General features: G+C 45.9%; 14 protein-coding genes. 8 read left to right on the forward strand and 6 right to left on the reverse strand.

The window, feature by feature from the left end; all coding sequences use genetic code 11:
- The first annotated feature begins 163 nt into the window (after positions 1-163).
- The 8 genes from DW182_RS04720 (at position 164) to DW182_RS04755 (ending at position 16338) form a co-directional block, all read left to right on the forward strand.
- Complete coding sequence (locus tag DW182_RS04720) at positions 164-2227, forward strand: acetate--CoA ligase family protein (protein ID WP_117706065.1); 2064 nt, start codon at positions 164-166, stop codon at positions 2225-2227.
- An 18-nt stretch (positions 2228-2245) separates the two neighbouring features.
- Positions 2246-6421, forward strand: a complete 4176-nt coding sequence (locus DW182_RS04725) for a two-component regulator propeller domain-containing protein (RefSeq protein ID WP_118294844.1) — start codon at positions 2246-2248, stop codon at positions 6419-6421.
- 100 nt (positions 6422-6521) lie between these two features.
- Positions 6522-8684, forward strand: a complete 2163-nt coding sequence (locus DW182_RS04730) for an alpha-N-acetylglucosaminidase (protein ID WP_118294978.1) — start codon at positions 6522-6524, stop codon at positions 8682-8684.
- Positions 8685-8728: 44 nt separating this feature from the next.
- Entirely contained in the window at positions 8729-9862 is a 1134-nt protein-coding gene (locus DW182_RS04735; protein WP_255421278.1) for an acyltransferase family protein, read from the forward strand.
- 88 nt (positions 9863-9950) lie between these two features.
- On the forward strand, positions 9951-12191 hold the full coding sequence (locus tag DW182_RS04740) for a GH92 family glycosyl hydrolase (RefSeq protein WP_118294979.1): 2241 nt from the start codon (positions 9951-9953) through the stop codon (positions 12189-12191).
- Positions 12192-12213: 22 nt separating this feature from the next.
- Positions 12214-13668, forward strand: coding sequence for a glycoside hydrolase family 28 protein (locus DW182_RS04745; RefSeq protein ID WP_118294846.1), 1455 nt, complete (start codon positions 12214-12216; stop codon positions 13666-13668).
- A 13-nt stretch (positions 13669-13681) separates the two neighbouring features.
- On the forward strand, positions 13682-15106 hold the full coding sequence (locus tag DW182_RS04750) for a glycoside hydrolase family 28 protein (RefSeq protein ID WP_118294980.1): 1425 nt from the start codon (positions 13682-13684) through the stop codon (positions 15104-15106).
- Positions 15103-16338, forward strand: coding sequence for a histidine-type phosphatase (locus DW182_RS04755; protein ID WP_118294847.1), 1236 nt, complete (start codon positions 15103-15105; stop codon positions 16336-16338). The genes DW182_RS04750 and DW182_RS04755 overlap by 4 nt, the downstream gene beginning before the upstream one ends.
- Positions 16339-16359: 21 nt before the next feature.
- Here the strand turns inward: DW182_RS04755 and DW182_RS04760 are convergent, their stop codons facing one another.
- The 6 genes from DW182_RS04760 to DW182_RS04785 form a co-directional block, all read right to left on the reverse strand.
- Positions 16360-16965, reverse strand: coding sequence for a DsbA family protein (locus tag DW182_RS04760; protein WP_118294848.1), 606 nt, complete (start codon positions 16963-16965; stop codon positions 16360-16362).
- Between the two features lie 256 nt (positions 16966-17221).
- Positions 17222-17773, reverse strand: a complete 552-nt coding sequence (locus DW182_RS04765; RefSeq protein WP_118294849.1) for a hypothetical protein — start codon at positions 17771-17773, stop codon at positions 17222-17224.
- The gene (locus DW182_RS04770) at positions 17770-20046 is read right to left on the reverse strand and encodes a GH92 family glycosyl hydrolase (RefSeq protein WP_118294850.1); all 2277 of its coding nucleotides are present in this window, start codon (positions 20044-20046) and stop codon (positions 17770-17772) included. Before DW182_RS04770 ends, DW182_RS04765 begins: the two co-directional genes overlap by 4 nt.
- Positions 20047-20177: 131 nt before the next feature.
- Positions 20178-21794, reverse strand: a complete 1617-nt coding sequence (locus DW182_RS04775) for a RagB/SusD family nutrient uptake outer membrane protein (protein ID WP_118294851.1) — start codon at positions 21792-21794, stop codon at positions 20178-20180.
- A 13-nt stretch (positions 21795-21807) separates the two neighbouring features.
- Entirely contained in the window at positions 21808-24804 is a 2997-nt protein-coding gene (locus DW182_RS04780; RefSeq protein ID WP_118294852.1) for a TonB-dependent receptor, read from the reverse strand.
- Between the two features lie 398 nt (positions 24805-25202).
- Positions 25203-26741 (reverse strand): YifB family Mg chelatase-like AAA ATPase, encoded by a 1539-nt coding sequence (locus DW182_RS04785; RefSeq protein WP_118294853.1) that lies wholly within the window; start codon positions 26739-26741, stop codon positions 25203-25205.
- Positions 26742-26768 lie beyond the last annotated feature (27 nt).

The following is a 26768-nucleotide window of genomic DNA, read 5'->3' on the forward strand; positions in this document are numbered from 1 at the left end:
TCTCCCATTTTATTATCGGCTATTACTAAATTATTTTTCTCCTATTGGGAAAAAATAAATCAGTCTATTCTTCCTCTTCGTATTTCTTTTGTTTTCCGATTGCAGGATTGCATAAAAGGTGTATATTTGTGACATCGTATCCTGAACTTAAAGTGAATAAACTATGATAACAAACCAATTGCTTCGTCCTGCCAGTATTGTAGTGGTGGGAGCATCCAATAATGTGCACAAGCCGGGAGGCGCCATCTTGCGTAATCTTATTAACGGTGGCTATACCGGAGAACTCCGTGCCGTAAACCCCAAAGAGACAGAAGTACAAGGTGTAACAGCTTATGCCGATGTGAAGGATATTCCCGATACGGATATGGCTATACTTGCCATTCCGGCACAGATGTGTCCGGATGCTGTGGAGGTGCTTGCTGCTGAAAAGCAGGTACGTGCGTTTATCATCCTTTCCGCCGGGTTTGGTGAGGAGACACATGAGGGTGCGTTGCTGGAAGACCGTATTCTGGAAACGGTGAATAAGTATGGAGCTTCCCTGATAGGGCCGAATTGCATTGGACTGATGAATACCTGGCATCATAGTGTGTTCAGCCAACCCATCCCGCAACTGCATCCACAAGGAGTCGATTTGATATCCAGTTCCGGTGCGACCGCTGTTTTCATTCTGGAGAGTGCCGTAACGAAAGGTTTGCAGTTCAACTCCGTCTGGTCTGTGGGAAATGCGAAGCAGATAGGTGTGGAAGACGTATTGCAGTATATGGACGAGAACTTCCAACCGGACAAAGATTCTAAAATCAAATTACTCTATATCGAAAGCATCGGTGACCCCGACCGCTTGTTGTTTCATGCTTCTTCTTTAATTAAGAAAGGTTGTAAGATTGCCGCCATCAAGGCTGGCAGTAGCGAGAGCGGGAGCCGTGCGGCATCTTCGCATACAGGAGCCATTGCCAGTTCGGACTCGGCAGTGGAAGCTCTGTTCCGTAAAGCCGGTATTGTACGTTGCTACTCACGCGAAGAGCTGACTACAGTAGGATGTATCTTTACCCTTCCGGAATTGAAAGGGAAGAACTTCGCTATCATTACTCATGCCGGAGGTCCGGGCGTTATGCTGACTGATGCATTGAGTAAAGGCGGACTGAATGTCCCAAAACTGGAAGGCCCGGTTGTAGATGAACTGAAAGGAAAACTCTTTCCCGGTGCGGCTGTAGGAAATCCGATTGATATCCTGGCTACGGGAACTCCCGATCATCTGCGGCTCTGTCTGGAATACTGCGAAGAGAAATTCGATACGATAGATGCTGTTCTGGCTATTTTCGGTACGCCGGGACTGGTTACCATGTTCGAGATGTACGATGTGCTGCATGAGAAAATGCAGAGTTGCAGTAAACCTATCTTCCCCATTCTCCCTTCTATTAATACCGCCGGAGCAGAAGTTGCCGCTTTTCTTGCTAAAGGTCATGTGAACTTTGCCGATGAAGTGACGCTGGGCACAGCCTTGTCACGTATCATGAATGCTCCCCGCCCTGCTACCAATGAGATCGAACTCTTTGGTGTGGATGTGCCGCGTATTCGCCGTATTATAGATTCTATTCCCGAAGACGGATATATCCAGCCGCATTATGTACAGGCGTTGCTTCATGCTGCCGGTATTCCTATCGTTGAAGAATTTGTGTCTTCTAATAAAGACGAAGTACTGGCCTTTGCCCGTCGTACAGGTTTCCCCGTGGTGGCAAAGGTTGTGGGGCCTGTTCATAAATCCGACGTCGGTGGCGTAGTGCTTAATATAAAAGGAGAACAGCATCTGGCGTTTGAATTTGAACGTATGATGCAAATTCCCGAAGTGACGGGGATACTGGTACAACCTATGCTGGCAGGTACGGAACTTTTTGTAGGTGCCAAGTATGAAGCTAAATTCGGTCATGTGGTGCTCTGCGGTTTGGGTGGTATCTTTGTGGAAGTGCTGAAAGACGTTTCTTCCGGTTTGGCACCACTTTCGTACGAAGAGGCTTACTCTATGATTCATTCTCTCCGCGCTTACAAGATTATCAAGGGAACGCGCGGACAGAAAGGGGTGAATGAAGATAAGTTTGCTGAGATTATCGTACGCCTTTCTACCTTGCTACGCTTTGCTACGGAGATTAAAGAAATGGATATTAATCCGCTTTTGGCTACGGAGAAACATGTGATTGCAGTGGATGCCCGTATCCGGATAGAAAAGAAGTAGCTCGTAACTTGAATTCACATGAAACAGCGTATCCTGATATTCCTCATTTGTCTGATGCAGCTTCCCCCGCTTTTTTCGGAAAGCATGGATCGCTTTTTCAGCCAGTACAACTTTAAGTTTATTACTGAAACTGCAGGGTTACCCTATAGTTTTGTGAGTGATATCTTCAAGGACTCCGAAGGATATGTATGGGTTGCTACGCATTACGGAATAGGTCGCTATGACGGTTATCAATTCCTGAACTATGGCACTCAAACGGAACCGATATGTCTCAAGAACGACTTTGTCCATAAGGTCTGCGAAGATAACTTCCGGCGCCTTTGGATAGCCTCCGAGGGTGGCATCGACATTCTCAACCTGGATACTTATGCTTTGGTGGAGTTGTCTGTTCCCTCAGACAGTCCGCTACAAAAGTTGATGAATGAAAACGTAAGTACGGTTTACAAAGACAAGCAAGGTGATGTCTGGATTTCTGCTAACAAGGATTTGTGGTGTATAGAGCTGGATACCGAAGGAGCTATAAAGAATTACTATCATCTGGAGAGTGAGTGTGCTTCTCCGGTGCATGCTGTCACCGATCTGGGTTGGACAGTTTGTGCAGGTATTGACAATGAAGTGTGCCGCATCACGAAGCATGAAGGACATCTTCTGAAAGTGGAGAAACTGTCTGACAGCTTGGTTTCTTTCAGTGAAGATTGGCGGATCTCCTGTATGCAGGTAGACGGCGATTTGTTGTGGATTGGCTCTAACCGTGGCTTATTCAAATACCACCATACCGGGCAAAGTCTGAAACGTTATCGTTACTCCACCCACCGCCCCGGGATGCTGAGCCAGGCTTATATAACGGATATCAAACTAACGGAGCGGGGACACCTGATTGTATCCACCCTTAACGGACTGAATGTCTATGATAAAGACACGGATACTTTCTCGTTTATTCGTCAGACCAGTGAACGAGTGGGAGTTACCATCAACTGCAATGCCATCAACTGCCTGTTTACCGATGGTGAGACCATTTGGCTGGGTACTGAAACCGGTGGCATCAACCTGCTTTCTCCGAAGCGGCTTCAGACAAAACTGTGGACGTGTGGGAGTGCGGATACCGAAAACGATGCCCCTACGCCTGTGAATGCGGTGGATGAAGACAAAAACGGAAATCTTTGGGTTGCCCTGGTAGAGCGCGGTTTGTTGAAGTGGAATGAAGATAGTAAATCTTGTGTCCACCACCTCTTTTCTCCTAATGACATAACCTCTGTCAGCAACAATACCTTGATGGGTATCCTGATAGACTCCGATAACCGCCTGTGGGCATATACTTGGGGTGTGGGGATTAATGGGATCGACCTGAATATCCCCAATAACCGTACCTTCAAACGCTATACCCGCGAGAATATTCCTGAATTGGAAGGCGATTTTATCAACAGTGCCTGTGAAGATGTGATTAACCATGGAATATGGTTCGGTTCCACGCGCGGAGTACACTTCTACGACAAGCGGAAGGATACTTTCGTTCGTGTACTGTTCGATCAGTCTGATAATGAGTTTGAGGCCATCTATGCTTTACTGATTGACAGTAAGAAACGCCTCTGGGTAGGTACTACACAAGGTGTCTTTATCGTGGACCTTGCTTCTTTTGCCAAGTCAAATAAACGTTTTGATTATAAGTATCTCAAGTATAAACTGGATAATCCGCAGTCCACTCAACTGGAAAAGATCAACAGTATTCTGGAAGACAAAAACGGTACCATCTGGCTGGGTGGTAATGGAAGCGGCTTGTATCAGTTGACGAGTGACAAGAATAATCACTTTGTATTCAGAAACTATACGACGCGCCACGGGCTGCCTAATAATACCATTATCGGCATGGCGGAAGATGGACAGGGAAACTTGTGGCTGACTACGAACGATGGAGTGTCCCGGTTGAATATCCAGTCAATGACATTCAGCAACTATACGCAGGCCGATGGATTGCCTGCTACCCAGTTTTATTGGAATGGTATCCATTACTCGGAAAGGCATGATTTTATTTATATGGCAACCATAGACGGACTGGTTATTATTCACCCTGACGATGAGGCTTCACAGCCTGCGGATTCGCATGTAAAACTTTCTTCCCTGGCCATTGGTGGAAATATGATTTATCCTTCCAGTGGTGATTATCTGAAAAAAAATATCACTCTTGCTTCCGGTATTTTTCTGCATGAACGGGAGAACCGTTTCTCCATAGGTTTTACTACGCAGAATTATGGAAACAGTAGCCGTATCCGTTTTGCTTATCGTCTGGAAGGGTACGAGGAGGAATGGAACGAAACTCAGCCGGGTGATGGCATGGCCCGGTATACGGCTGTTCCACCGGGAAACTATACATTGCAGGTTCGTGCAACGGATGAGCTGGGACGTTGGTCGGAAGAAACGACCGAAATAAAAGTCGGAATCACGCCTTATTTTTATAAGTCCGGTTGGTTCTACCTGCTTCTTGCCATAGCCATTTGCATTGCTATCTATTTATTCTATAAGCGCAAGACCCGGAGCTATCGTGAACAGAAAGCACGACTGGAAAAGGAAGTGGAACTGCGTACGCAGGAACTGGCTGTCCAAAACAAGCAATTGGAGACCATGGCCCAACACGTGAAAGAGATTACGGAAGAGAAGATTGCCTTCTTTACAAATATCACGCATGAGTTCCGCACTCCGGTTACATTGATTCACGGTCCCATTGAGCATGCCCTGAAGGAGACACAGGACGAGGCGGTGAAGGCACAGTTACAGATAGCTGAACGGAATTCACGGTATCTGCTCTCCCTAGTCAATGAACTGATGGACTTCCGAAAACTGGACATCGATAAAGTGGTGTTGGATAAGCGCTCCTCGAATTTTGTCGAGTTCTTATCTGAGTTGCTGATACCTTTCAGGGTTTTTGCAAAGGAGAGGCAGATTGATATATGCACTTATTTCCGATTGGAGAATCCTTTCCTGATGATTGATCCCGGATATATGCGTAAGGTGCTGGTTAATCTGGTTTCGAATGCCATTAAGTTTACGCCCGATGGTGGTCGCATTGATATATTTGTGGCATCCATTAAGGGTGAAGGCGGAGAGAAGTTGCTCTATATGAATGTATGTGATACGGGACACGGTATTGTGACAGAAGACATGGAGAAGATTTTCGACCGTTTCTATCAATCTAAGAAGAGTATGAAATATCCGGTTTACGGGCAGAGTGGTACGGGTATCGGTCTTTTCCTGTGTAAACGGATTGTATACTTGCATGGGGGAGAGATTTTTGCCCGTAATAATCCCGGGCGAGGGGCTTCATTCCGTATGTTGATGCCGTTGGTTCCCGGTGAACAAGTGGGAACAAGAGGAGAAATAGTGGAAGATCCCGGTACTGTATACCTGCCGGATACCTTACAGCCGGAAGATACACAGAAGAAAGAGACCATCTTGATTGTGGAAGATAATAAGGATATGCGCTCGTATATCCGTACGTTGCTTGTGGGCGATTACCGTTTGTTTGAGGCAGGTGACGGGCAGGAAGCTCTTGAAATAGTTCAGAAGCATACGATAGATTTAATAGTTAGCGACCTGATGATGCCTGTGATGGATGGTATGGAGTTGTCCCGCCGCATCAAGGAGAATCTGGCCACTTCGCATATTCCGTTCCTTATGCTTACGGCGCTTCGCTCGGATGTGCAGGAAAAGAGGAGTTTCGAGATAGGTGTGGACGAGTATCTCTGTAAGCCTTTCGATGAAGAAGTGCTCCGGCTTCGTATTCGCAATATCCTGAATTTACGGAGGAAATATAAGAAGATGTTCTCATCCAGCAGCAATGTGGAAGAGCTGCATGTAAAGGAAGAGTCGCGGGACAAGACATTCATTACGAATGCCGTCAACCTGATGAAGGAGCACTATGCCGATGCGGAATATAACCTGGAACGTTTTGTGCGTGATATGGGATATAGCAAGACGCTCGTCAACAAGAAAATGCAGGACCTCACAGGGCAACCTATCGGACAGTTTATGAAGAATTACCGTCTGAACGTGGCGCAACGGATGATACAGGAAGGACCTGGAGACATCAATGTTTCGGAGATAGCATACGCTGTAGGTTTTAATGACCCGAAGTACTTCACTAAGTGCTTCAAAGAGTTCTTTGGGTATTTACCGAGTTCGAAACTGGGAAAGAAGGGGTAAGGTAGCTCGTTTACTATATTCGTCCCAAACTTTTCTATTTTCTCCTTATATAATAAAATAAACGCCTACTTTTGCACATCACCCAGAAGTAATGAATACCATGAAAACCAAACTCTATTTAGTTATTTTGTTAGTAGTAGGCTTGTCTACTTATTTATCTGCCAACCCTGTTAATGGCTTGCTTGAAAGAATTGATAAGGGAGCATCTAAGAAATTTGTTATTGAACTCAATAAAGGTGCGGACGACTTTTTTGAACTGGATCAGAAAGGTAGTAAAGTTGTTGTCCGTGGTAACAACTACGTGAATATAGCGACAGGTATCAATTGGTATCTGAAATATTATGCCGGTATCCAGCTATCATGGAACGGCATGCAGGCATCGCTCCCCGTGGTACTCCCTCCCGTTACTCAGAAAGAGCGTCACGAAACGTCCCTCTCACTTCGTTATGATTTCAACTATTGCACCTACTCTTATACGATGGCTTTCTGGGATTGGGAGCGCTGGGAGAAAGAAATAGACTGGATGGCTCTGCATGGCATCAATCTTCCTTTGGCCGCTGTAGGGCAGGAGTGTATCTGGTTCAATATGCTCCAAAAGCTGGGATATTCCAAAGAAGAAATAAACGGTTTTATAGCTGGTCCCGCCTTTCTGGCTTGGTGGGCCATGAATAATTTGGAAGGATGGGGCGGCCCCAATCCGGACTCTTGGTACGCACAGCAGGAAGCTTTGCAGAAGAAAATATTGAAGCGCATGCGTGAGTATGGCATTAAACCTGTATTTCCTGGATATTCCGGAATGGTTCCGCATGATGCTGACGAGAAGTTGGGACTGAACCTGACCAAGTCCGATCTGTGGAATGGCTTTACCCGTCCGGCTTTTTTGCAGCCTACTGATGCTCGTTTTGCCGAGATAGCAGATTTGTATTACCGGGAGCAGGAGAAGCTTTTCGGCAAGGCGGATTATTACTCTATGGACCCCTTCCACGAAGCAGAAAATGCCGCTTCGGTAGATTTCGATGCAGCCGGAAAGGCCATCATGACGGCTATGAAGAAAGTGAATCCGAAAGCCACTTGGGTAGTACAGGGTTGGACGGAGAATCCTCGCCCTGAAATGATAAAGAATATGCAGAACGGAGATCTGCTGATACTGGACTTGTTCAGCGAATGTCGCCCTATGTGGGGAATCCCTTCCATTTGGAAGCGCGACAAAGGTTATGAGCAGCACGACTGGCTTTTCTGTATGTTGCTCAATTTCGGCGGCAATGTCGGTCTGCACGGCCGTATGGATCAGTTGCTCAACAACTTCTATCTGACAAAGAACAACCCGTTGGCAACTCATCTGAAAGGTATCGGTCTCACCATGGAAGGCTCAGAGAATAACCCCATGATGTTCGAACTGATGTGTGAGCTGCCTTGGCGCCCGGAGAAATTCACGAAAGAGGAATGGCTGAAAGATTATCTCTTTGCCCGTTACGGCGTGCGCGACGAGAAGATAGAACAGGCATGGACTCTGCTTGCCAATACTATTTATAACTGCCCCTTCGGAAATAATCAGCAAGGCCCTCATGAATCTATCTTCTGTGGACGTCCTTCGCTGAATAACTTTCAGGCATCGAGCTGGTCGAAGATGAAGAACTATTACGACCCCACTGTTACGGAAGAAGCTGCCCGGCTGATGCTGGAGGTAGCCGATAAATATCGTGGTAATAATAACTTTGAATATGACTTGGTAGATATTGTCCGCCAGTCCCTTTCGGATAAAGGGCGCATTGTTTATAACCGTACCATTGCCGACTTCAAGAGCTTTGATAAACGCAGTTTTGCCCGTGACTCCCGGAAATTCCTGGATATACTGCTGTTGCAGGATAAATTGTTGGGTACACGCAGTGAGTTCCGTGTAGGTCGCTGGATAGAGCAGGCACGCAAGCTGGGCACTACTCCCGAAGAGAAAGACCTGTACGAATGGAATGCCCGTGTGCAGATAACTACCTGGGGCAATCGTGTTTGTGCTGACGACGGCGGTCTGCGCGACTATGCCCATAAGGAATGGAACGGCATTCTGCGCGATTTTTACTATAAACGTTGGGCGGCTTATTGGCAAACCCTCCAAGACCAACTGGATGGTAAACCCGAAGTGAAGTTGGATTATTATGCAATGGAAGAACCCTGGACATTGGCGAAGAATCCGTATGGTTCGACTCCCGAAGGAAACTGTGTGGATGTGGCAAAGGAAGCCTTTATTCAATTGACAATTGATAATTGACAATTAGGCTGCGCGATAATTGTTTTTAATTAGCCCCATAATATATGCAAACGGCATCTCCCCTCCACCCTACAGATAATTGTCAATTGTCAGCTGTCAATTGTCAATTGAGAAAGCGTCTGCTTTCTCTCGACGTGTTGCGTGGAATTACTGTTGTCGGAATGATTCTCGTCAATAATTCCGGTGGAAAGCTATCCTACGACTCCTTGCAGCATTCTGCATGGAATGGGCTGACGCTTTGTGACCTGGTCTTTCCGTTCTTTTTGTTCATCATGGGCATTTCCACTTACATTGCTCTGAGCAAGTTCCATTTCCAGGCATCAGGCCCGGTGATCCGTAAGATACTGAAACGTACTCTTGTCATTCTGTGTATCGGCTGGGCCATTCATTGGTTTCACTTTATCTGTGAGGGCGATTTCTTTCCCCTTGCCCATCTCCGGCTTACGGGGGTGTTGCCACGTATCGCTTTATGTTATTGTGCCGTTTCTTTCGTAGCTCTGTATGTCAAGCCTAAGTATATCGGCTGGATGATCGGTTTCCTTATTATCGGATATGCCGTCTTACTCGGTATTGGCAACGGATACACCCCTGATAGTACAAATATTCTGGCAATTATAGACCAGAATGTATTGGGTGCAGACCACCTTTATCATAAAAGTCCGATAGATCCGGAAGGACTTACCAGCACCCTTGCAGCTATTGCTCATACATTGATTGGCTTTTGTTGTGGGAGGATCATACTGGCTAAGGAAGCTTTGGAACGGAAAACCCTGAAACTGTTTGTGGCAGGCTTTATTCTGATGGCATGCGGTTTTGTGCTGACGGAGGCTTTGCCATTGAATAAGCGTATCTGGTCGCCTACCTTCGTATTGGTTACTTGCGGACTGGCTGCCATGCTTCAGGCTGTACTTATTTACTTCATCGATATGAAAGAGAAGAAGAACTGGTGCCGCTTTTTTGAGGTATTCGGAGTCAACCCTTTGTTTCTCTATGTACTCAGTGAGGTGGCGGCTATTGTTATCGGTGCCACCGGAAGCAAACCGATTGTTTACAAAGGGATACATTCATTGATAACCGATCCTTATCTGGCATCTGCCGTTTACGCTCTTGCTTTCACGTTGCTGATGGGAGCATGCGGCTATCCATTGTATAAAAAGAAAATCTATATAAAAATATAATATGAAGCGAACGATCTATACATACTGCTCCCTATTATTAGTAACTGCCTTGCTGCCGGGTACCACTTCGTGCACCGGACGTTGTGGAATGGATGATGAGTCGCGGTTATCCTATATCGACACCCGCGTCGGCACTGCCCCCAGTGCTACTCATACGGCCGGATTGTTCGGCAAAAATACGGAAGAATACGGGCAAACTCTTCCAGCAGTACTTGAACCCAACGGAATGAACTTCTGGACTGCGCAGACGCGTGATACGGAACAAAAATGTATAGCTCCCTATTATTATGCAGATTCCCTGCTGCAAGGTTTCCGTAACTCCCATTGGATTGTGGGCGGATGTACGCAGGATTACGGTTCTATGACCCTGATGCCCCTCTTCGGTACATTACGTTGTCAGCCGGAAGCACGTTCCACCCGTTTCTCGCATGCCGAGGAAATGGCGACTCCCGCTTATTATAGGGTTTCTCTACCGGATGAGAATATCTTTGCTGAAATGACGGGCCGTTCGCGTTCCGCTATCTTTCGTTTCACCTACGGAAAAGCAGGAAAAGGTTATTTGGTGGTGAATCCCAACAGTGATGAAGGTCAGGGATACATCTGCATCGATACCCTCAACAATCAGATCTACGGATACAATCCCGTTCACCGCATTTATCAGGGCTGGGGAAAACCGGCAGGGTATAACGGACATTTCATCGTTCAGCTGCAAAAGAAGCTGACGGGGTACGGTGTGTTCAGGGGAGATTCCCTGTCTCCAGGTGTCATCCGGATAGGTGATGCGGCACAGATAGGTGCTTATGTAGAATTTGATGTAGCTGAAGGCGAAGAAGTGCTGGTAAAAGCTGCTTCCTCCTTTACCGACCGGGACGGTGTTTTGCAAAACCTGAAGGCTGAAATCCCTCATTGGGATTTCGGTCAGACTTGCACAGATTTGAGACAGATCTGGGAAAAACATCTCTCCGCTATTGATGTAGAGACCGGGCAGCTTGCAGACAAGGAAATGTTTTACGGTGCTTTCTATCGTGCCTCTTTTCTGCCGCATACATTCAATGATGTGGATGGGCGTTATCCCTCTTTTGCGAAAGGAACCCCGATACGGCAACTTCCTGAAGGAGAAACGTATTATGAAGATTACAGCATGTGGGATACCTACCGTGCCCTGCATCCAATGATAAATCTGCTTTTCCCGGCCAAGGGCGGAGATATGATGCAATCTCTGGTGCATAAATATGAGCAAGGCGGCTGGTTACCCATCTTCCCTTGCTGGAATAGCTATACCGCCGCTATGATAGGCGATCATTGTATCTCCGCTATCAGTGATGCCTATTGTAAGGGCATTCGTAATTTTGATGTGGATAAGGCTTATGAAGGAATGCGTAAGAATGCTTTTGAAGCTCCTTCCAACCCAGATGAATATAAAAACGGTATGGGGCGCCGTGCCCTGACTTCTTATCTGGAATATGGATTTATTCCTCTTGAAGACGGTGTACCCGATGCATTCCACACGAAAGAACAAGTGTCGCGTACTCTGGAATATGCTTATGATGATTTTGCCCTTGCACAGATGGCGAAAGTTCTGGGTAAGACAGATGATTACCAGGCATTGATACAGCGTGCTGCCAATTATCGCAATGTGATTGATTCCCGTACCGGATATGCCCAGGGACGTCATGCCGATGGTACTTTCCTGAATGATGCCAATGCTTTCAATTTCGCCCGTTTCATTACTGAAGGCGCTCCTTGCCATTATACCTGGTATGTGCCGCAAGATCCGTACGGATTGATGGATTGTATGGGAGGCAAGGATAAATATGTAGCCAAACTGGATTCCATGTTCAGCGAACAGCGTTACTGGCATGGAAATGAGCCCTGTCATCAGGTTGCTTATATGTTCAATTATGCAGGCGAGCCTTGGAAAACTCAACGTGCCGTCCGGCATATTATGGAAACGGAATATCTGAATGAACCGGGTGGACTTTCCGGTAATGACGATGCCGGACAGATGTCGGCCTGGTATATGTTTGCCGCTATGGGGTTCTATCCGGTATGTCCCGGTACCCCGTATTATCTACTTGCCAGCCCCTCATTCCCCAGCTTTACGCTGAATCTTGAGAATGGAAATACATTCACCGTGAAAGTCCGTAATGCGTCGCAGAAGAATATTTATATCCAGTCGGCAACACTAAATGGAAAGCCTTATACACGGAATTATATTACCCATCAGGATATAGTGAATGGTGGTGTGATGGAGTTTGTAATGGGGGATGAACCGAATAAAGAGTGGGGAGCGGGAGCAGAAAACTGTCCGCCGGAAGTAATGAAATAACTAACAAAAGAAAGGGAAAGATATGGCATGTTTTAAGCACATTCTATTATTCTTATTACTCCTTTGCGGTTCTGCTGCGTGGGGGCAACGGGTTTATAATATTACTGATTATGGTGCTATATCCGATACAACGCAACTTTCCACTGTAGCTATACAAAAAGCGATAGATGATTGTGCTGCTCACGGGGGAGGTACTGTATGGGTGCCTGCCGGTAACTATCTTAGCGGTACGGTTTTGTTGAAGAGTTATGTCAATCTGCATTTGGATGCAGGAGCTACGATTTATGCCAGCCGGAGAATAGAAGACTTCAGTAATTTTGCCCGCAAAGTGGGGGCAGCCGATAATGCTGAGGCTGAAATGTTGATAGGGGCAGTCAATGCCAGAGATATTTCAATCACCGGACAAGGTATGTTGAATTGCCGTGCCGTGCGTACCAGATACCGCAGGGAGCCGAAAACGGAAGTTACAGATTCTATTACTGCACGGGAGATTGTCAATGCCGGGCGTTACGGAGTGGATTATCAAAGTAAGTTCAGAAAGGTTCCACCTTGCCCGGGAGCTATCAACTTTACAGGATGTACCAATGTCCATGTCCGCGATATACAAGTGATTGAATCTTCTTTCTGGTCGGTGCATCTGCAATGGTGCGACCGGGTCTATGTGGACGGTGTCTATATCCAGTCTAATTCCCATAACGGAGTTAATGCGGATGGGTTGGACATAGACGGGTGCAGCAATGTAATGGTTTCCAATAGCCGGATTGATACCGGTGATGATGCCTTGTGCCTGAAGACAACCCGGCAGAATGGTAAAACCCAATCTTGCCGTTATATTACAATAAGCAATTGCATTCTGACCTCTTCATCAGCAGCGTTGAAGATAGGGACGGAGTCTCATGCAGACTTTGAGTATATCACCGTATCGAATTGTGCCATCAGCCGGGCAAACCGTGGACTCAACATCATTCTTCGCGATGGGGGGAATGTACGCAATGTAATCTTTTCCAATCTGACTATAAATACGGTACGCAAGGAAACATTCTGGTGGGGGAATGGCGATCCGGTTTGGTTCACCATACAGAAAAGAGGGGTCATTCCGTCAGCCGGAAGTATAGAAAATATAACGTTGAGCAATATAACAGCCTGCGGACAAAGTGGGATCCGTATGGAAGGTTTCAGTAACCGAATGAAGAACATACGCTTGCGCGATGTACAGCTTTTCATGGAGCCGGAAGATGCGGTAGATAAAAGGTCGCGTAACGGTTTTCTGTTTTATGGGATAGATGAATTGTCACTGGTGGATTGCCAAGTGCGTTGGAACGAGGAAAAGCCGGAGGCTACTTGGGAGAGTGCCTATTTGTTCCGGGAAATCGATGATCTTTCCCTTATTCGCGTGAAAGGAGAGAAGGCACCGGGAAGCAATTACGAGGCTTTCAGGTATGAAGACTGTAAGAGGATATCGACAGACAAATATTAATCAGAAAGATATTATGAGAGTAAAAGCATTCTTGTTTGCCCTATGCAGCATCTTGCTGTTAGGGGCGTGCGGTACTCCGAAGGCTGGAGGAACTGTCTACAATATTATGGATTACGGAGCCAAAGGTGACGGCGTGACCGATGACGCCGCTGCTATACAAACCGCTATTGACCTGTGTTCCAAGTCGGGTGGTGGAACGGTCCTTGTTCCGGCGGGGCGTATTTTCATGTGCAGTCCTTTCCATCTTGCCTCGTTTGTAGAACTACACTTGGAACCTAATTCCTGTCTGCTTGCCAATCCCGATGAGGCTGCCTATACATTGAGCGCTTTCCGCGATAACCGTGGTGAAGGTATGATGTGGATTTATGGTCAAGATCTGAAAGAGGTATCTATCACCGGAACAGGAACTATAGACGGAAACGGTGTCTCCTTTATGGGCAAAGAACTGGAAGATTCTTACGAGCTGAAACCGGTGACCGACTTTGATCCCCGTCCGCATGTGCTGACGCTTATCAATATAGAGAAGACAGTGATCCGTGATGTAACCATCCGCAATAGTGCCTATTGGACGGTTCATCTCATTGGTTGCAATGATGCCTCCATTGATGGTATCTCTATTCTGAACAATCTGAAGATACGCAATGGCGACGGCATCGATGTAGACCATTCCAAGAATGTGCGCATTGCCAATTGCCATATAGAATCGGGTGATGACTGTATCTGCCTGAAGAACCGCCGCGAGTTTGAGGAATACGGTTCGTGCGAAGACATTGTGGTGACCAACTGTACCATGGTCTCCCGTTCCTGTGCCATCAAAATTGGTTCGGAAAATATGGATAAGATTAATAACGTACTGTTCAATAACTGTATCATTAAGAATAGCAACCGCGGCATCGGTATTCAGAACCGGGATGAAGGAACGGTTACTAACGTAATTTTCTCTAATATGATTGTGGATTGCATGTTCTACTCGGATGTCTGGTGGGGGAAAGCGGAACCTATTTACGTGACTTCTTATCCGCGTGCCGTAGGCAATCATAAGGATGCCGGTTGGCGTTTTCCGAAGGGAGCTACCGAAGGACGTTGCGGAGAGGTGAGCCGTATTTATTTCACAAATATCAAGTGTACCAGCGAGAACGGTATTTTTGTAGGCGGGGATACACAAGACAAGGTGAACCATATCTACTTTGAAAACGTAGATCTGCTGTTGCAGAAACGTACTGCCTATGAGGGCGGTATTTATGATAAACGTCCGTGCGTAGGCGAAGGATTTATCCATGATAAGACGTATGGGTTCTATATCGATACGGCATCCGATATCCTGATAGATGATTGTACGGTTACTTGGGGAGATATCCGTCCCGATCAGGCAGCTGAAGGTATTGGACAGAAGGATGTTCGTAATCTGAAAGGTAACTTAAATTCGTCACGAAGATGAGACAATGCATAATTTTTATATTGTATTTACTGTGCACTTTCACCGCCCGTTCCCAGTCCGTATTGACGCCGGAGCAGACAGGGAGTATTTATTATGCTTATCCTGCCCCTCCATCTGTCCATACCCCTGCTCCGGCAGGATACGAGCCTTTCTATATCAGTCACTACGGTCGTCATGGCTCCCGTTGGATGACAGCGGATGAACGTTATACGGAAGTCATCTGTGTTTTTGATTCCCTTTATCAATGTTCTGGGCTTACTCCTCTTGGCATGGATGTCCGTCAGCGTCTGCACAAGGTTTGGGAAGATGCCCGCGGATGTAGTGGAAGTATTACTCCCCTTGGCGAACGTCAACATCGTGAGATAGCTGAACGCATGTATCACAATTTTCCGCAAGTATTCCGGGAAGATGCTTTCGTAGACGCCCGTTCGTCCACTTCTCTGCGTTGTGCTATGAGCATGAGCTATTTTACGGAACGCTTGAAAGAACTGAATCCTGCCTTGCATGTGGAGCGTAGGGCTTACCATCGGTATATGGATTATATAGCTTACACCTCTCCCGAAGGTGAGAAGTTTTCTTCAGAGAAAGCTTCATGGAGACGTGGGTTCAGGGAATTTGAAAAGAAGAATGTTCGTCCCGGACGCCTGATGGCTTCCCTGTTTGTGAAACCTGATGCGATAGCTGATCCGGATGCCATGATGCGCAGCCTCTATTGGATTGCTGCCGATATGCAGAATGTAGAGTTGGATTTGTCTTTCTATGATATCTTTGAATACGAGGAGTTGGTGGGTATTTGGAAGACGGTGAATGCTCGCATGTACGTGTGTAATGCTGCTGCTCCGCTCAATGGCGGTCTGATGCCTCGCTGTGCTGTGCCTTTGTTGCGCAATATTCTGGAAAGTGCGGATGTTGCTATAAAGAAAGGTACTCCTGCGGCAGATCTCCGTTTCGGGCATGATACCCACCTCATCCGTCTGCTTGCTTTGATGCAAATAGAAGGATGTAGCAATCAGGAGGCGGATATGGAAAAATTCCATCTTGCCTGGCAAGATTATCGGGTCTCTCCTATGGGAGCCAATCTGCAGATTATTTTCTATCGCGATAAGAAGAATGATATACTGGTGAAATTCCTGTTGAATGAATGTGAAGTGACGCTACCGTTGAAGAGCAAGACGGTTCCTTATTATTCATGGAAGGAAGTTAAAACTTTTCTGGCTGGAGTACTGGAGTAGTCGATTCAGCTCCTGTAACTATTACTGTACCTTTCCGTAAACCACCTGCTTTCCCGCTCCGTAGCGTATCAAAAGCCCGTCGGCAATAAAGCCATTCAGTTCTTTTAGGGCAAGTTTCTTACTGCATCCTGTCAGCCGGCAGTAGTCGGCACGGGTGAGGCAGGGGTATTTTGCCAGATGGCTGTTGATTATTTTTAGGCATTTCTCTGTATCGCGTTCTTCCCTGTTGGGACGGGTAAAGGATTCACCGCGTTCCGGCTTTATTTTCCAATGCACTTCTTTCTTGAACCGGCTACTCGGGCGGTAATTGATGTTTTTTAATTTGATGGACTGTGCATGCACGTCCTTTTTATTCATTACAGGAGGTCCCTGCAGGGATACGGAGAAGTAACCCATCTCTCCCATTTCCACAATCCACCCGTCGGCAAGTAAATCTCTCAATTCATCTTGGAAAGACTGCATGGCACCTGCGAGCAGGCTGCGGCTCAAACCTGTGAATTTGTGAACGCGGTCCAGAAATTCTTCCCGACCGATGGTTCCTTTGAAAACTACGCGGGGATGGAGCGGTTGTTGCTCGCCGGTCTGCTGTATGTCGGGTGTTTCGTAAAGGTCATATTCTAAGCTCATAATTATAATTGTTTTATATAGGCATTCCGATTCATCCTGCTGCCTGTCGGGATGCGGCTCATTCGTTACTTTTATTTCGTTCTACTACAGTATATCTTTCATTCCACTATAGTGGTTCGCAAAGTACACTATAGTGATCCTTTCGTTTTACTATAGTGGAACGAATTTATATTAGGCGACAAAGATAATAAGAATAGGCGGAAAAGGAAATAAAAGTGGCAGGACTTGCATAAATTTTTATATTGAACCCTTCCTTTTAGTTGGATGGTTGAACAGTGACTTCCCAGTTAACCCCTAACGGATTATTACAAGTTCTCCATACTAACGCTAACTTAGGATTATCCAGTATCCACATCTCGCATCCTTCCGCGGCATCCTTCACATGAATAAGCGGATAACCTAAAGCCCGTTCGTTACTGTCCAGAACGGAGTACGTCGTTTGATTGTAGATAAGTGTTTGCTGCTCCTTTAGTTGCTTGTAGGCGGAACGGGAAAGGATATAAACAGTTTCCTCCGGAGAGAGCTGTACATGCTTACCAGCTTCCGGTTGCAGGAAGCTGAGCCGTGTAGCTTGTTCTACGGATTCGGGTCCCATGGCATAGCTTCCCGATTGCCATTTCAAATTGCGTTCTATTCCCCAATGCAGGTATATGGAATCCTGCTTTTCCTGGAAAGACATTTCGTATTTCCGTGTCTGCCCGTGTAATTTGAATACAAATAGCAATGTGTCGGGAAGAATGCTCTGTGCAAATAGACTTCCGGTGAAGCCCAGACATAGCAAGACGGATAGAATCATATATTTCTTCATAACTTCTCGTTCTCTTCGTTCAACAATAATTGTTTGCCCCATTCACTCGGTTTCTTTCCCATCTTCAGGATCAGTTCACCACCTGTAATGATGTCTTTATGCCGTATGGCTGAGTAGGGGTAAGTTTCTCCATTCAATGTAACGGATTGTATATATCTGTTCTTATCCGAAAGCCCCTGAGTGGAAATCTTGAAAGTCTTTCCGTTATCTAACCGGAAGATTGTTTCTTCCAGCAAAGGAGTATTGATCAGGTAATAGTCCTGTCCGGCATTGGGGTATAGTCCCATCATGTGGAAGGCAAGCCATGAGGACATGGCACCGGAGTCATCGTTACCCGGTAGTCCTATAGGTCCGTCATTATAGTTCTTGGCAATGATTTCGTGGATACGGTCACTGCTGCGGTAGGGCTTTCCCAGCCAATGGTAAAGACAAGGGGAGAGGAAAGAAGGTTCATTGTTTACATTGAAGAATCCCCGGTCGAAGAAAATGTCCAGGCGTGCTTCAAACTTTTCTGCACCACCGCATTTCTCTATCAGCCCGGGAACATCGTGCGGAATGCTTAAGGAATATTCCCATGAGGAAGCCTCGTAGAAGAACATGTTCCACCAAGGTGTGTACCAGGGACCTTCGAAAGTGACGGGGGTATAGGTAAAGGTCGGTTTTTGTATATTGGACTTTCCGAAAGTGATTTCATCGAGCCAGTTGCCTTTTTCATCGCGGGGCAGGATAAAACCTTTGGCACCGGCATGTTCATAATCGTCACGCCAGAGGTTCTTCCAGTTTCCGGATTGCTTCAGATAGTGCTGATAAAGATCTTCTTTTCCCAGCCCTTTGGCAACCAAGGCAATGGCATAATCGCAATAGGAGTATTCCACGGTGCGGTTTCCGGCACGAGGAATGCCGTAGGGGATGTAGCCCAGTTGCAGGTAATGGGTCAGGGCACCGCGTCCTTCCGCCTCATGGCGGTCGCCGGGGTCTACAGTGGCATCTTTCAGCATGGCTTGCAGGCCGAGTTCGTAATCTATTCCTTCCAGGCCTTTTACGAAGGCGTCGGCTATTACGATCTCAGCATTGGAACCGCCTTGTGTGCGTCCGTTGCAGTTGCCACTACGGGCATCAGGCATGTAACCGTCTCGTTTGTAGATGTTGATGAGTGAGCGGACGATGTCTGTTTCACGTTTCGGATCTATCAAGGTAATAAGTGGTGAAGAAGTGCGATAAGTGTCCCAGATGGCATAGAAGTCATCATAATAAGGTTCATTATCTGCCCAGAGAGGATTCTCTCCGTTACGGTCTACAGGCATAATCATGGTGTGATAGAGGCCGGTATAGAACATACGTTTTTGTGCTTCGGGGGTACGGGGAGAGATTTCAATTCTTTGGAGTAAGTCTTCCCATTGGGTCAGAAGTTGCTGATGTGCGGTCTCGAATGACCAATGAGGAATATCGGAATGAGCATTCTGGCGGGCTTTTAGTGAGCTGAGGAAGGATATACCTACTTTCAACTGCACTACTTCTTCAGATGAATTGAAGCGTAGTAATGCTCCAGTCTTTTGATGTGAGTCGTATTGGAACTTTTCATTTGTTATCTTATCACCTTTCCAAGTAGCTGTATTTACGAAAGGTTTATCCGTTTCTGCATAAAAGTAGACAGTGTAGGCACGACCATTGTTCCATCCGCCACGGATACGGGTATAGCCGATGACTTCGCGGTCGGAGATGATTTGTATTTCGGAGCCTACAAATTGTTGTGCCTCGCGTGCATCGGGTACGGGACTTTCACCTAAGAAGAATCCGGCATCGATGGCCAGTGACTTCAGAGAGTCTTTGGGATAGGTGAAACGATAGAATGAGGCTTTAGATGCGGTAGTTATTTCTGTCTGTATACCGGAAGCTTGGAATTGGGTGGTATAATATCCTAATTTAATAGTTTCGTACTTGCGGTGATCGATATGCTTTGTTCGGTCCATTCCGTCGCCGAAAGGCATTACAAGGATATTGCCATATTTAGGTCCGCCACCTGTTCCGCTGACGTGTACCTGTGAGAAACCGTCTACCTGTTCGGGCATGGGTAGCCAGCCGCTGTTCGGGCGTGGGGTACAGTCCGGGGAGGGTTTCACCATTCCGTAGGGGCAGGAAGGACCGATAAAGACTCGTCCCAGTCCTTCGGAACCAATGCGTGGGTCTACGTAATCTGTGAGTCTGGTGTCCTGTGCAAAGGTATTTGCGGAGAACAATAGTAGGACAGATAGTGTGATTAGTTTGCTTTTCATTGGCGGAAGTCTTTTTAATGGAAAAGCCGGGCACTGCAACCGACTGATTTGGGTGTATCGGCTGCAATGCGGGGCTTTGAGTTTTAGAAACTCTAAAAGAAAACAATACTTTGTTGTAGCGTCATTTTTATTTAATAACCGAAATTCTGTTTCCAGTTGGTGTTTTTGTTCAGCCATTCGGTATGAATAGGGAAGATACGACGCCACTTTTCATTTTTGGCTTTGGGATTGACTACATGTTTGAGACCCCAGTCATCTTCGAACTTACCAAAGCGTATCAAGTCATTACGTCGCCAGTTTTCGTCAAAGAACTCGCGTCCGCGTTCGTCCAATAAATCCTGGAGGGTGGGATTGCCCTGTACACTTGGCGCTCCGACATAAGTCCGGATCTGATTCATGAGGGATGATGGCGTGTCCCCCTTGGTAGCTGTGCCCCCGCGGAGAATAGCTTCTGCCTTGGTCAGTAGGATGTCGGCATAACGGAAAATGGGTACGTCATTGCTTTGATTACGACCGTTTAGATAGTCGTCATGGTGAGGAAACCATTTAACGGATTTGTAACCTTGTGACCAGCCATTTACGTTTTTACCTGTGTTCAATTGTCCTCTGAACTCTCCTTTTGGACCATCATCTATGGTGATTTCTTTAGTGAATTCCAATTGTTTGCCTTCATACAGGCAAGGGATGTTTGTGAGCTCCCTGCTATTGTCGAAATTGAAGATAGGCCCTCCGATAATCACTTCGTTGCGTTCATCACCTTCCAGACAGAACAAATCTACAAAGTGCGGATTGATAGCCATATTTCCACCTACGGATGCTTCCAATTTAAAGCCATAGTAACAGGGTTCCATCTTGTTGGCCTGACGCCATGTACGGAAACGGGCATAAGTCATACCCTGTTGAGTGATGCGGTCATAAGGCATGGCATAGATGAAATCCTTGATGTGTGATCCGTTTTCCGGCCAGAACTTTTTACGGTAACTGTCGCCTAAATCAAAAAGACCGGATTCAATAATCTCATCGCATATAGCAATACAGTCGTTTAGCTTAGGATTGGGAGTATCGGGAGTGTAGGTGGCTACATCACTGCAAGTATACACATTCCAATTGATGTATAATTTGGCAAGTAGTGCTTTCGCCATCCAGTAGTTTGGTTTCCCATAAGTGGATTGGTCTGATTTGGAGGATAGATTGGGAAGGGCTTTCAACAGATCTTTTTCAATAAATTCTGTTACTTGGGCGCGTGGCGAACGGTCTATTGCTTCGTCTTCTCCGATTTTATGGTCAAGGATGGGCATGTCGCCAAACTGGTCCATCAATACAAAATGATAGAAAGCGCGCATAGCCAAAGCCGGTGCGGCAGCCCCACTGTCTTCTCCACCCAACTCGACGATGACCGAGTTGCATTTTGTGATGCCGCCGGTCAAATCTTCAGGCCAATAACCGATGCTGACATCATCCGGAGTAATACTATGGAGTGTAGGATAGGCATTTTCTCCATTATTCCAATAATCCAGTTCAAAACTAATACCCGTGAATTCATCGGAAGAGAATGACTGAAGGTCATTGAAGCGACGTCCTAAAGCATTTCTAAAGGCATAATAAGTGTCCGCCAACTTGGCTTCTACCGCAATTTCCGAATTGGGAAACTCTGTATATTGTGACTTGATATCTACATCCAAGTCTGTACAACCGGTAATGCCGATCAGTAATCCGGCTGCTAAGTATAGTTTGATTCTATTTTTCATATTCTGTTTTCTATTAGAAATTAACATTAAGTCCTAACATAAATGTACGTGTGCGAGGATAATAGGTCTCGCGGCTGTCAATGCCGGGAGCTAAACCGCCCAAATTGATTTCAGGGTCACGGCCTTCATAGCCGGTGATGGTGAATACATTGTTGCAGGTGGCTGTCAGTTTCAGGCTGTTGATCCAATTACCTAACTTACCGAAGTCATAAGAGAGGTTCAATGAAGAAAGCCGCAAATAACTTCCGTTCTCTAAATAACGGTCGGACGGGGCATTGGCATTGGCGTCGTTGGCTTTCTGTCCGGTGATAATTTCGCGCAATCCGTTCTTGCCCACTTTGAGGTTGCTGACATTATTGTATTGTGCACGGGTGGAGTTGAGGATTTTGTTGCCAAACACTCCTTGGAAAAATGCTGTCAACGTCCATTTTTTGTAGGACAGCGTGTTGTTCCATCCCAAATTAAGTTTGGGTTGTGCGCATCCCACTTTGCGACGGTCTTTATTTTGCGGATCATTAGTGGTACCTATCAGTTCACCGCTATTTTCATCATAAGAGTTGAATACTGATACTCCGCTTTCGTCATAACCTGCCCATTCCCACATATAGAACGTGCCGATGGGCTCTCCTTCCATAATGCGTTGGGTGTTTATTCCTACAAAACCACCGACATTAGGGTTACCTTGATCAATGTAGGATACAGAATAAGTAGCATTTGAGAGCTTTTCAACCACATTCTTATTGTGTGAGAGATTCAGCGTAGTTGACCATTGGAAGTCTTTCGTTTGTACAGGGATAGCGTTAAGGGTCAGCTCGATACCTTTATTGCTGATTTCGCCTACATTAGCGGTCATGCTCCCGTAAGGATAACGGTTGGTAGAAACCGGATAGTCGAATATCAGGTCTTTGGTACGTTTGTCGTAGTACTCAATAGTACCGCTTAAACGTCCACTTAACACAGAGAAATCAATGCCGACGTTGAACATGCTAGTTTGTTCCCACTTTAAGTCAGGATTGGCATTGCGTACAGCGGCCAGTGTGCGGTAGTCGGATGTTTTTCCACTGGCATCTGTGTAAGAGAACCATCCTGTGGCTCCATAAATAGGTTGTGCGGTATAAGCATCAAATCCCAGAGAATTACCGCTGACACCATATCCTACGCGGAACTTCAAATCGTCGAAGATATTCATGTTTTTCATGAAGTCTTCTTCTGAAGCGCGCCATGCTATGGATGCCGATGGGAAAGTTGCCCAACGGTTGTTTTTACCGAAGGCAGAGGAACCGTCGCGGCGGACAGTGGCTTGCACAAGGTATTTGCTGTTGAAAGAGTAATTGGCGCGGGCATAAAGCGAAATCATTCGTAAGGTAGATTCAGCTGATGACCAGATATCTGTCATATCCATTTTATTTCCAATACCCATGTTTTTGTAACCGAGTAAGTCGTTGTAAAAGTCATACACACTCAAACCGTAGCCATCGGCTGTGGTGCCTTCTTCCCAAGAATAACCGACCATTAAACCTAATTTGTGTATTTGATTGAAAGTCTTGTCGTAATTGAGGTAAGTTTCAAATACTTTTTTGTGGTCGGCTGTAGTATGACGGTGTGCTTTACCGTTCTTCTTTATAATTTGCGATTTGCTTGAGTTATAGTCACTCCAAAGGAACTGCTCGTTTTGGTATGATACCGTGGCGTTCCATACTAAACCGTCATATAGCGCCAATGCTACTTTACCTGTACCTTGCAGGCGTTTTACTTCATGGTCATGGCGGTCTTCATTAATCATTGACATCGGGTTGTAGTTCTGTGAGACTCCTTGGTATTCAGACCAATTGCCGTTTTCATCACGGACAGGAACCAGCGGAGAGTAGTAGTTCATGGCATCGTATACACTTGCGCCATCTGTTGCGGTCTCTACGGAGTGGTTATTGGTAACACTTGCGTTAATGTTGAGTGAAAGTGTCAGACGGTCGTTTAAAGCTTTACTTTCTACAAATGCACGGCCAATGAGTCGATCCATTTCTGTACCGCGAATAATGCCTTGCTTTTCCATATAGTTGACACTAGCATTATAGGTCGTGTGTTCATTTCCACCGGAGATAGATACGTTGTGATTATGGCTGACGGCAGTGCGTTGAACCTCATCTTGCCAGTTTACGTCACCCCCGAAGTCGTTATCAATGGTGAAATTATTGGCCTTGGCATAGGCGCGCAGTTCGGAAGCTGACATCATATCGAGGTTCTTTAGAACATTATCAAATGCCACATAACCACTGTAGTTTACCGTAGCTTTGCCACTCTTCCCTTTTTTGGTAGTAACGATGATTACACCATTAGCCGCTTTTGAACCATATATAGCTGTTGCTGTCGCATCGCGAAGCACATCAATGCTTTCGATATCCTCGGGAGCAATCATAGCTAATGATATTCCGGGTACTCCGTCTACTACATAATAAGGTTCCATAGCTGCACCACTACGCAGCGAAGAAGCACCACGCAGGGTGATAGAGGCAGTTCCACCGTTGGGGTCGCTGCTTTGTACAATCGTTAATCCGGGAACCTTGCCTTGAAGTAATTGAGCCGGATCAGTATAAGTTCCCACATTTAATTTGTCAGCCTTCACTGTCGTGATGGAGCTAGTCACGTCTTTGCGTGTCATGCTGCCATAACCTACAACTACTACCTCATCCAGTAATTCGGAATCTTCACTCATCGTTACATTGATGATGTTTTGAGTCACCTTTACTTCTTGTCTACTATAACCTATAAAAGAGAAGACAAGTGTTTTCCCTTTTTCTACATTCAGGGAGTATTTGCCATCGACATCGGTAATACATCCGTTGGTGGTGCCGGCCTCTAACACATTGACACCGATTAACGGCTCACCGGTTTTGTCTGTTACAGTACCGGTCACCTTGTTTTGGGCGAATGCTAAGGTACTGCTTAGCAAGAACACTACAAAGAGCATGCTTTGTGCAAATGTCCTTTTTCTTTTTAATTGTACATTCAGCATAAAATAAAGTTTTTAGTTAGAAATTCTGTTCTTTTATTTTGTATACCTATAAATATTATTTGGGATGCAAAAGTAGACTATATCTATTACGAATATATTTCACTAATGTTACATTTAATGATTAATATATTGATAAATAAATAGTTGGTGCATAATATGACAAAAGGGTATTTGCTTTATATTACTATCTTTAAATAGATGTAATGTAAAGAATGAGTGCGGAACTTCCACGCTGCCCTCAATGTAAAGTGGCAGTTTCGAGAAAAAACGGAAAAATGTCTTTGTCTCCATAGTATCTTAGATTTTTGTTACTGCAAATCTAAGCCAATGCAATTAGAATCGTGGGGAAAATGATGCAAAATAGGGGGAAAATAGTGAAGTATGCTCTTTTTGTGTATTTATCCCGCCCAATCTTCTCTATCTAGGTTTCTGTAGCCGATGGCTTCTGCTAAATGTGAAGGTTGTATCAGGTCACTATTCTCAAGATCGGCGATGGTACGTGCTACTTTTAATATGCGGTCGTAAGCGCGGGCGGAAAGATTTAGGCGGTTCATGGCATTTTTTAATAACATGAGTCCTTTGTCGTCCGGACGAGCATATAGGGAAAGCAGTTTGCTGTTCATTTGTGCATTGCAGTAGATACCGGTAACCTCGGCATATCTGTTTTCCTGAATTTGACGGGCATGTATTACGCGCTCCCGTATGATGCTACTTGCCTCTCCTGGCCGTGCATCGGACATTTTTTCAAAAGGTACGGGGACAACTTCGATTTGCAAGTCTATACGGTCGAGTAAAGGACCGGAAATGCGGTTCAGGTATTTTTGTACTTGTCCCGGACTACATACACAAGCTTTGGTGGGATGGTTGTAGTAGCCGCAAGGACATGGATTCATGGAGGCAACCAGCATAAAGCTGGCAGGATATTCCACATTGCTTTTTACACGGGAGATAGTAATTTTACGATCCTCCAGTGGTTGGCGGAGAACTTCCAGCACACTGCGATTGAATTCCGGAAGTTCATCCAGAAATAAAATGCCATTATGTGCCAGACTTATTTCACCGGGTTGTGGATAACTGCCGCCTCCTGTCATCGCTACTGTAGAAATAGTATGGTGAGGATCACGAAACGGGCGTTTGGAGATAAGCCCTGCATTTGCCTGCAATCTCCCTGCCACTGAGTGTATTTTGGTTGTTTCAAGGCTTTCTCCCAGTGAGAGAGGAGGCAAAATCGAAGGCAGGCGTTTGGCAAGCATGGATTTTCCGCTGCCTGGCGCACCGATAAGAATAATATTGTGTCCACCAGCTGCGGCTACTTCCAATGCACGTTTTACATTTTCCTGCCCTTTTACATCCGAGAAGTCGAGATCGAAGTCACTTTGTTGCGCATAGAATTCCTCACGGGTATTGACAATAGTGGGGGGTAGTTCCTGCTTGCCATTGAAGAACTCTATGACTTCTCTGATGTTCTCCACTCCATATACCTGAATTTGATTGACTACTGCCGCTTCGCGAGCATTCTGCCGAGGGACGATGATGCCTTCGAATCCTAATTCCCGTGCTTTGATGGCAATAGGCAGAGCGCCTTTAATAGGTTGCAAACTACCGTCCAGGCTCAGTTCACCCATCATCAGATAACGGTTTAATTTATCGGACTGAATTACTTCTCCGGCGGCAAGCATGCCTATGGCAAGTGGAAGGTCGTATGCAGATCCCTCCTTACGGATGTCTGCAGGAGCCATATTAATCACAATGTTACTGGTAGGTATCCGGTATCCGTTTACCTGTAGTGCAGATATAATGCGTTGGTGGCTTTCTTTTACAGCAGAGTCCGGTAGCCCGACAAGATAAAACATGCAACCTCGTGAACTGTTTACTTCAATGGTGATGAGGGTTGCGTCAATGCCTTGTACAGCCGCTCCGAAGACTTTGATTAACACGTGCTTATTTGTGATTAGTGGTTAATG

It is taken from the genome of Bacteroides sp. AM16-24 (assembly GCF_003471885.1).
GTDB lineage: Bacteria > Bacteroidota > Bacteroidia > Bacteroidales > Bacteroidaceae > Bacteroides.

What these genes read in the sequence shown, in the direction of transcription:
- DW182_RS04735 (WP_255421278.1), top strand. Translation starts at nt 8,729, where the DNA reads ATGCAAACGGCATCTCCCCTCCACCCTACAGATAATTGTCAATTGTCA.
- DW182_RS04725 (WP_118294844.1), top strand. Translation starts at nt 2,246, where the DNA reads ATGAAACAGCGTATCCTGATATTCCTCATTTGTCTGATGCAGCTTCCC.
- DW182_RS04780 (WP_118294852.1), bottom strand. Translation starts at nt 24,804, where the DNA reads ATGCTGAATGTACAATTAAAAAGAAAAAGGACATTTGCACAAAGCATG.
- DW182_RS04765 (WP_118294849.1), bottom strand. Translation starts at nt 17,773, where the DNA reads ATGAAGAAATATATGATTCTATCCGTCTTGCTATGTCTGGGCTTCACC.
- DW182_RS04750 (WP_118294980.1), top strand. Translation starts at nt 13,682, where the DNA reads ATGAGAGTAAAAGCATTCTTGTTTGCCCTATGCAGCATCTTGCTGTTA.
- DW182_RS04745 (WP_118294846.1), top strand. Translation starts at nt 12,214, where the DNA reads ATGGCATGTTTTAAGCACATTCTATTATTCTTATTACTCCTTTGCGGT.
- DW182_RS04720 (WP_117706065.1), top strand. Translation starts at nt 164, where the DNA reads ATGATAACAAACCAATTGCTTCGTCCTGCCAGTATTGTAGTGGTGGGA.
- DW182_RS04760 (WP_118294848.1), bottom strand. Translation starts at nt 16,965, where the DNA reads ATGAGCTTAGAATATGACCTTTACGAAACACCCGACATACAGCAGACC.
- DW182_RS04730 (WP_118294978.1), top strand. Translation starts at nt 6,522, where the DNA reads ATGAAAACCAAACTCTATTTAGTTATTTTGTTAGTAGTAGGCTTGTCT.
- DW182_RS04770 (WP_118294850.1), bottom strand. Translation starts at nt 20,046, where the DNA reads ATGAAAAGCAAACTAATCACACTATCTGTCCTACTATTGTTCTCCGCA.
- DW182_RS04740 (WP_118294979.1), top strand. Translation starts at nt 9,951, where the DNA reads ATGGATGATGAGTCGCGGTTATCCTATATCGACACCCGCGTCGGCACT.
- DW182_RS04755 (WP_118294847.1), top strand. Translation starts at nt 15,103, where the DNA reads ATGAGACAATGCATAATTTTTATATTGTATTTACTGTGCACTTTCACC.
- DW182_RS04775 (WP_118294851.1), bottom strand. Translation starts at nt 21,794, where the DNA reads ATGAAAAATAGAATCAAACTATACTTAGCAGCCGGATTACTGATCGGC.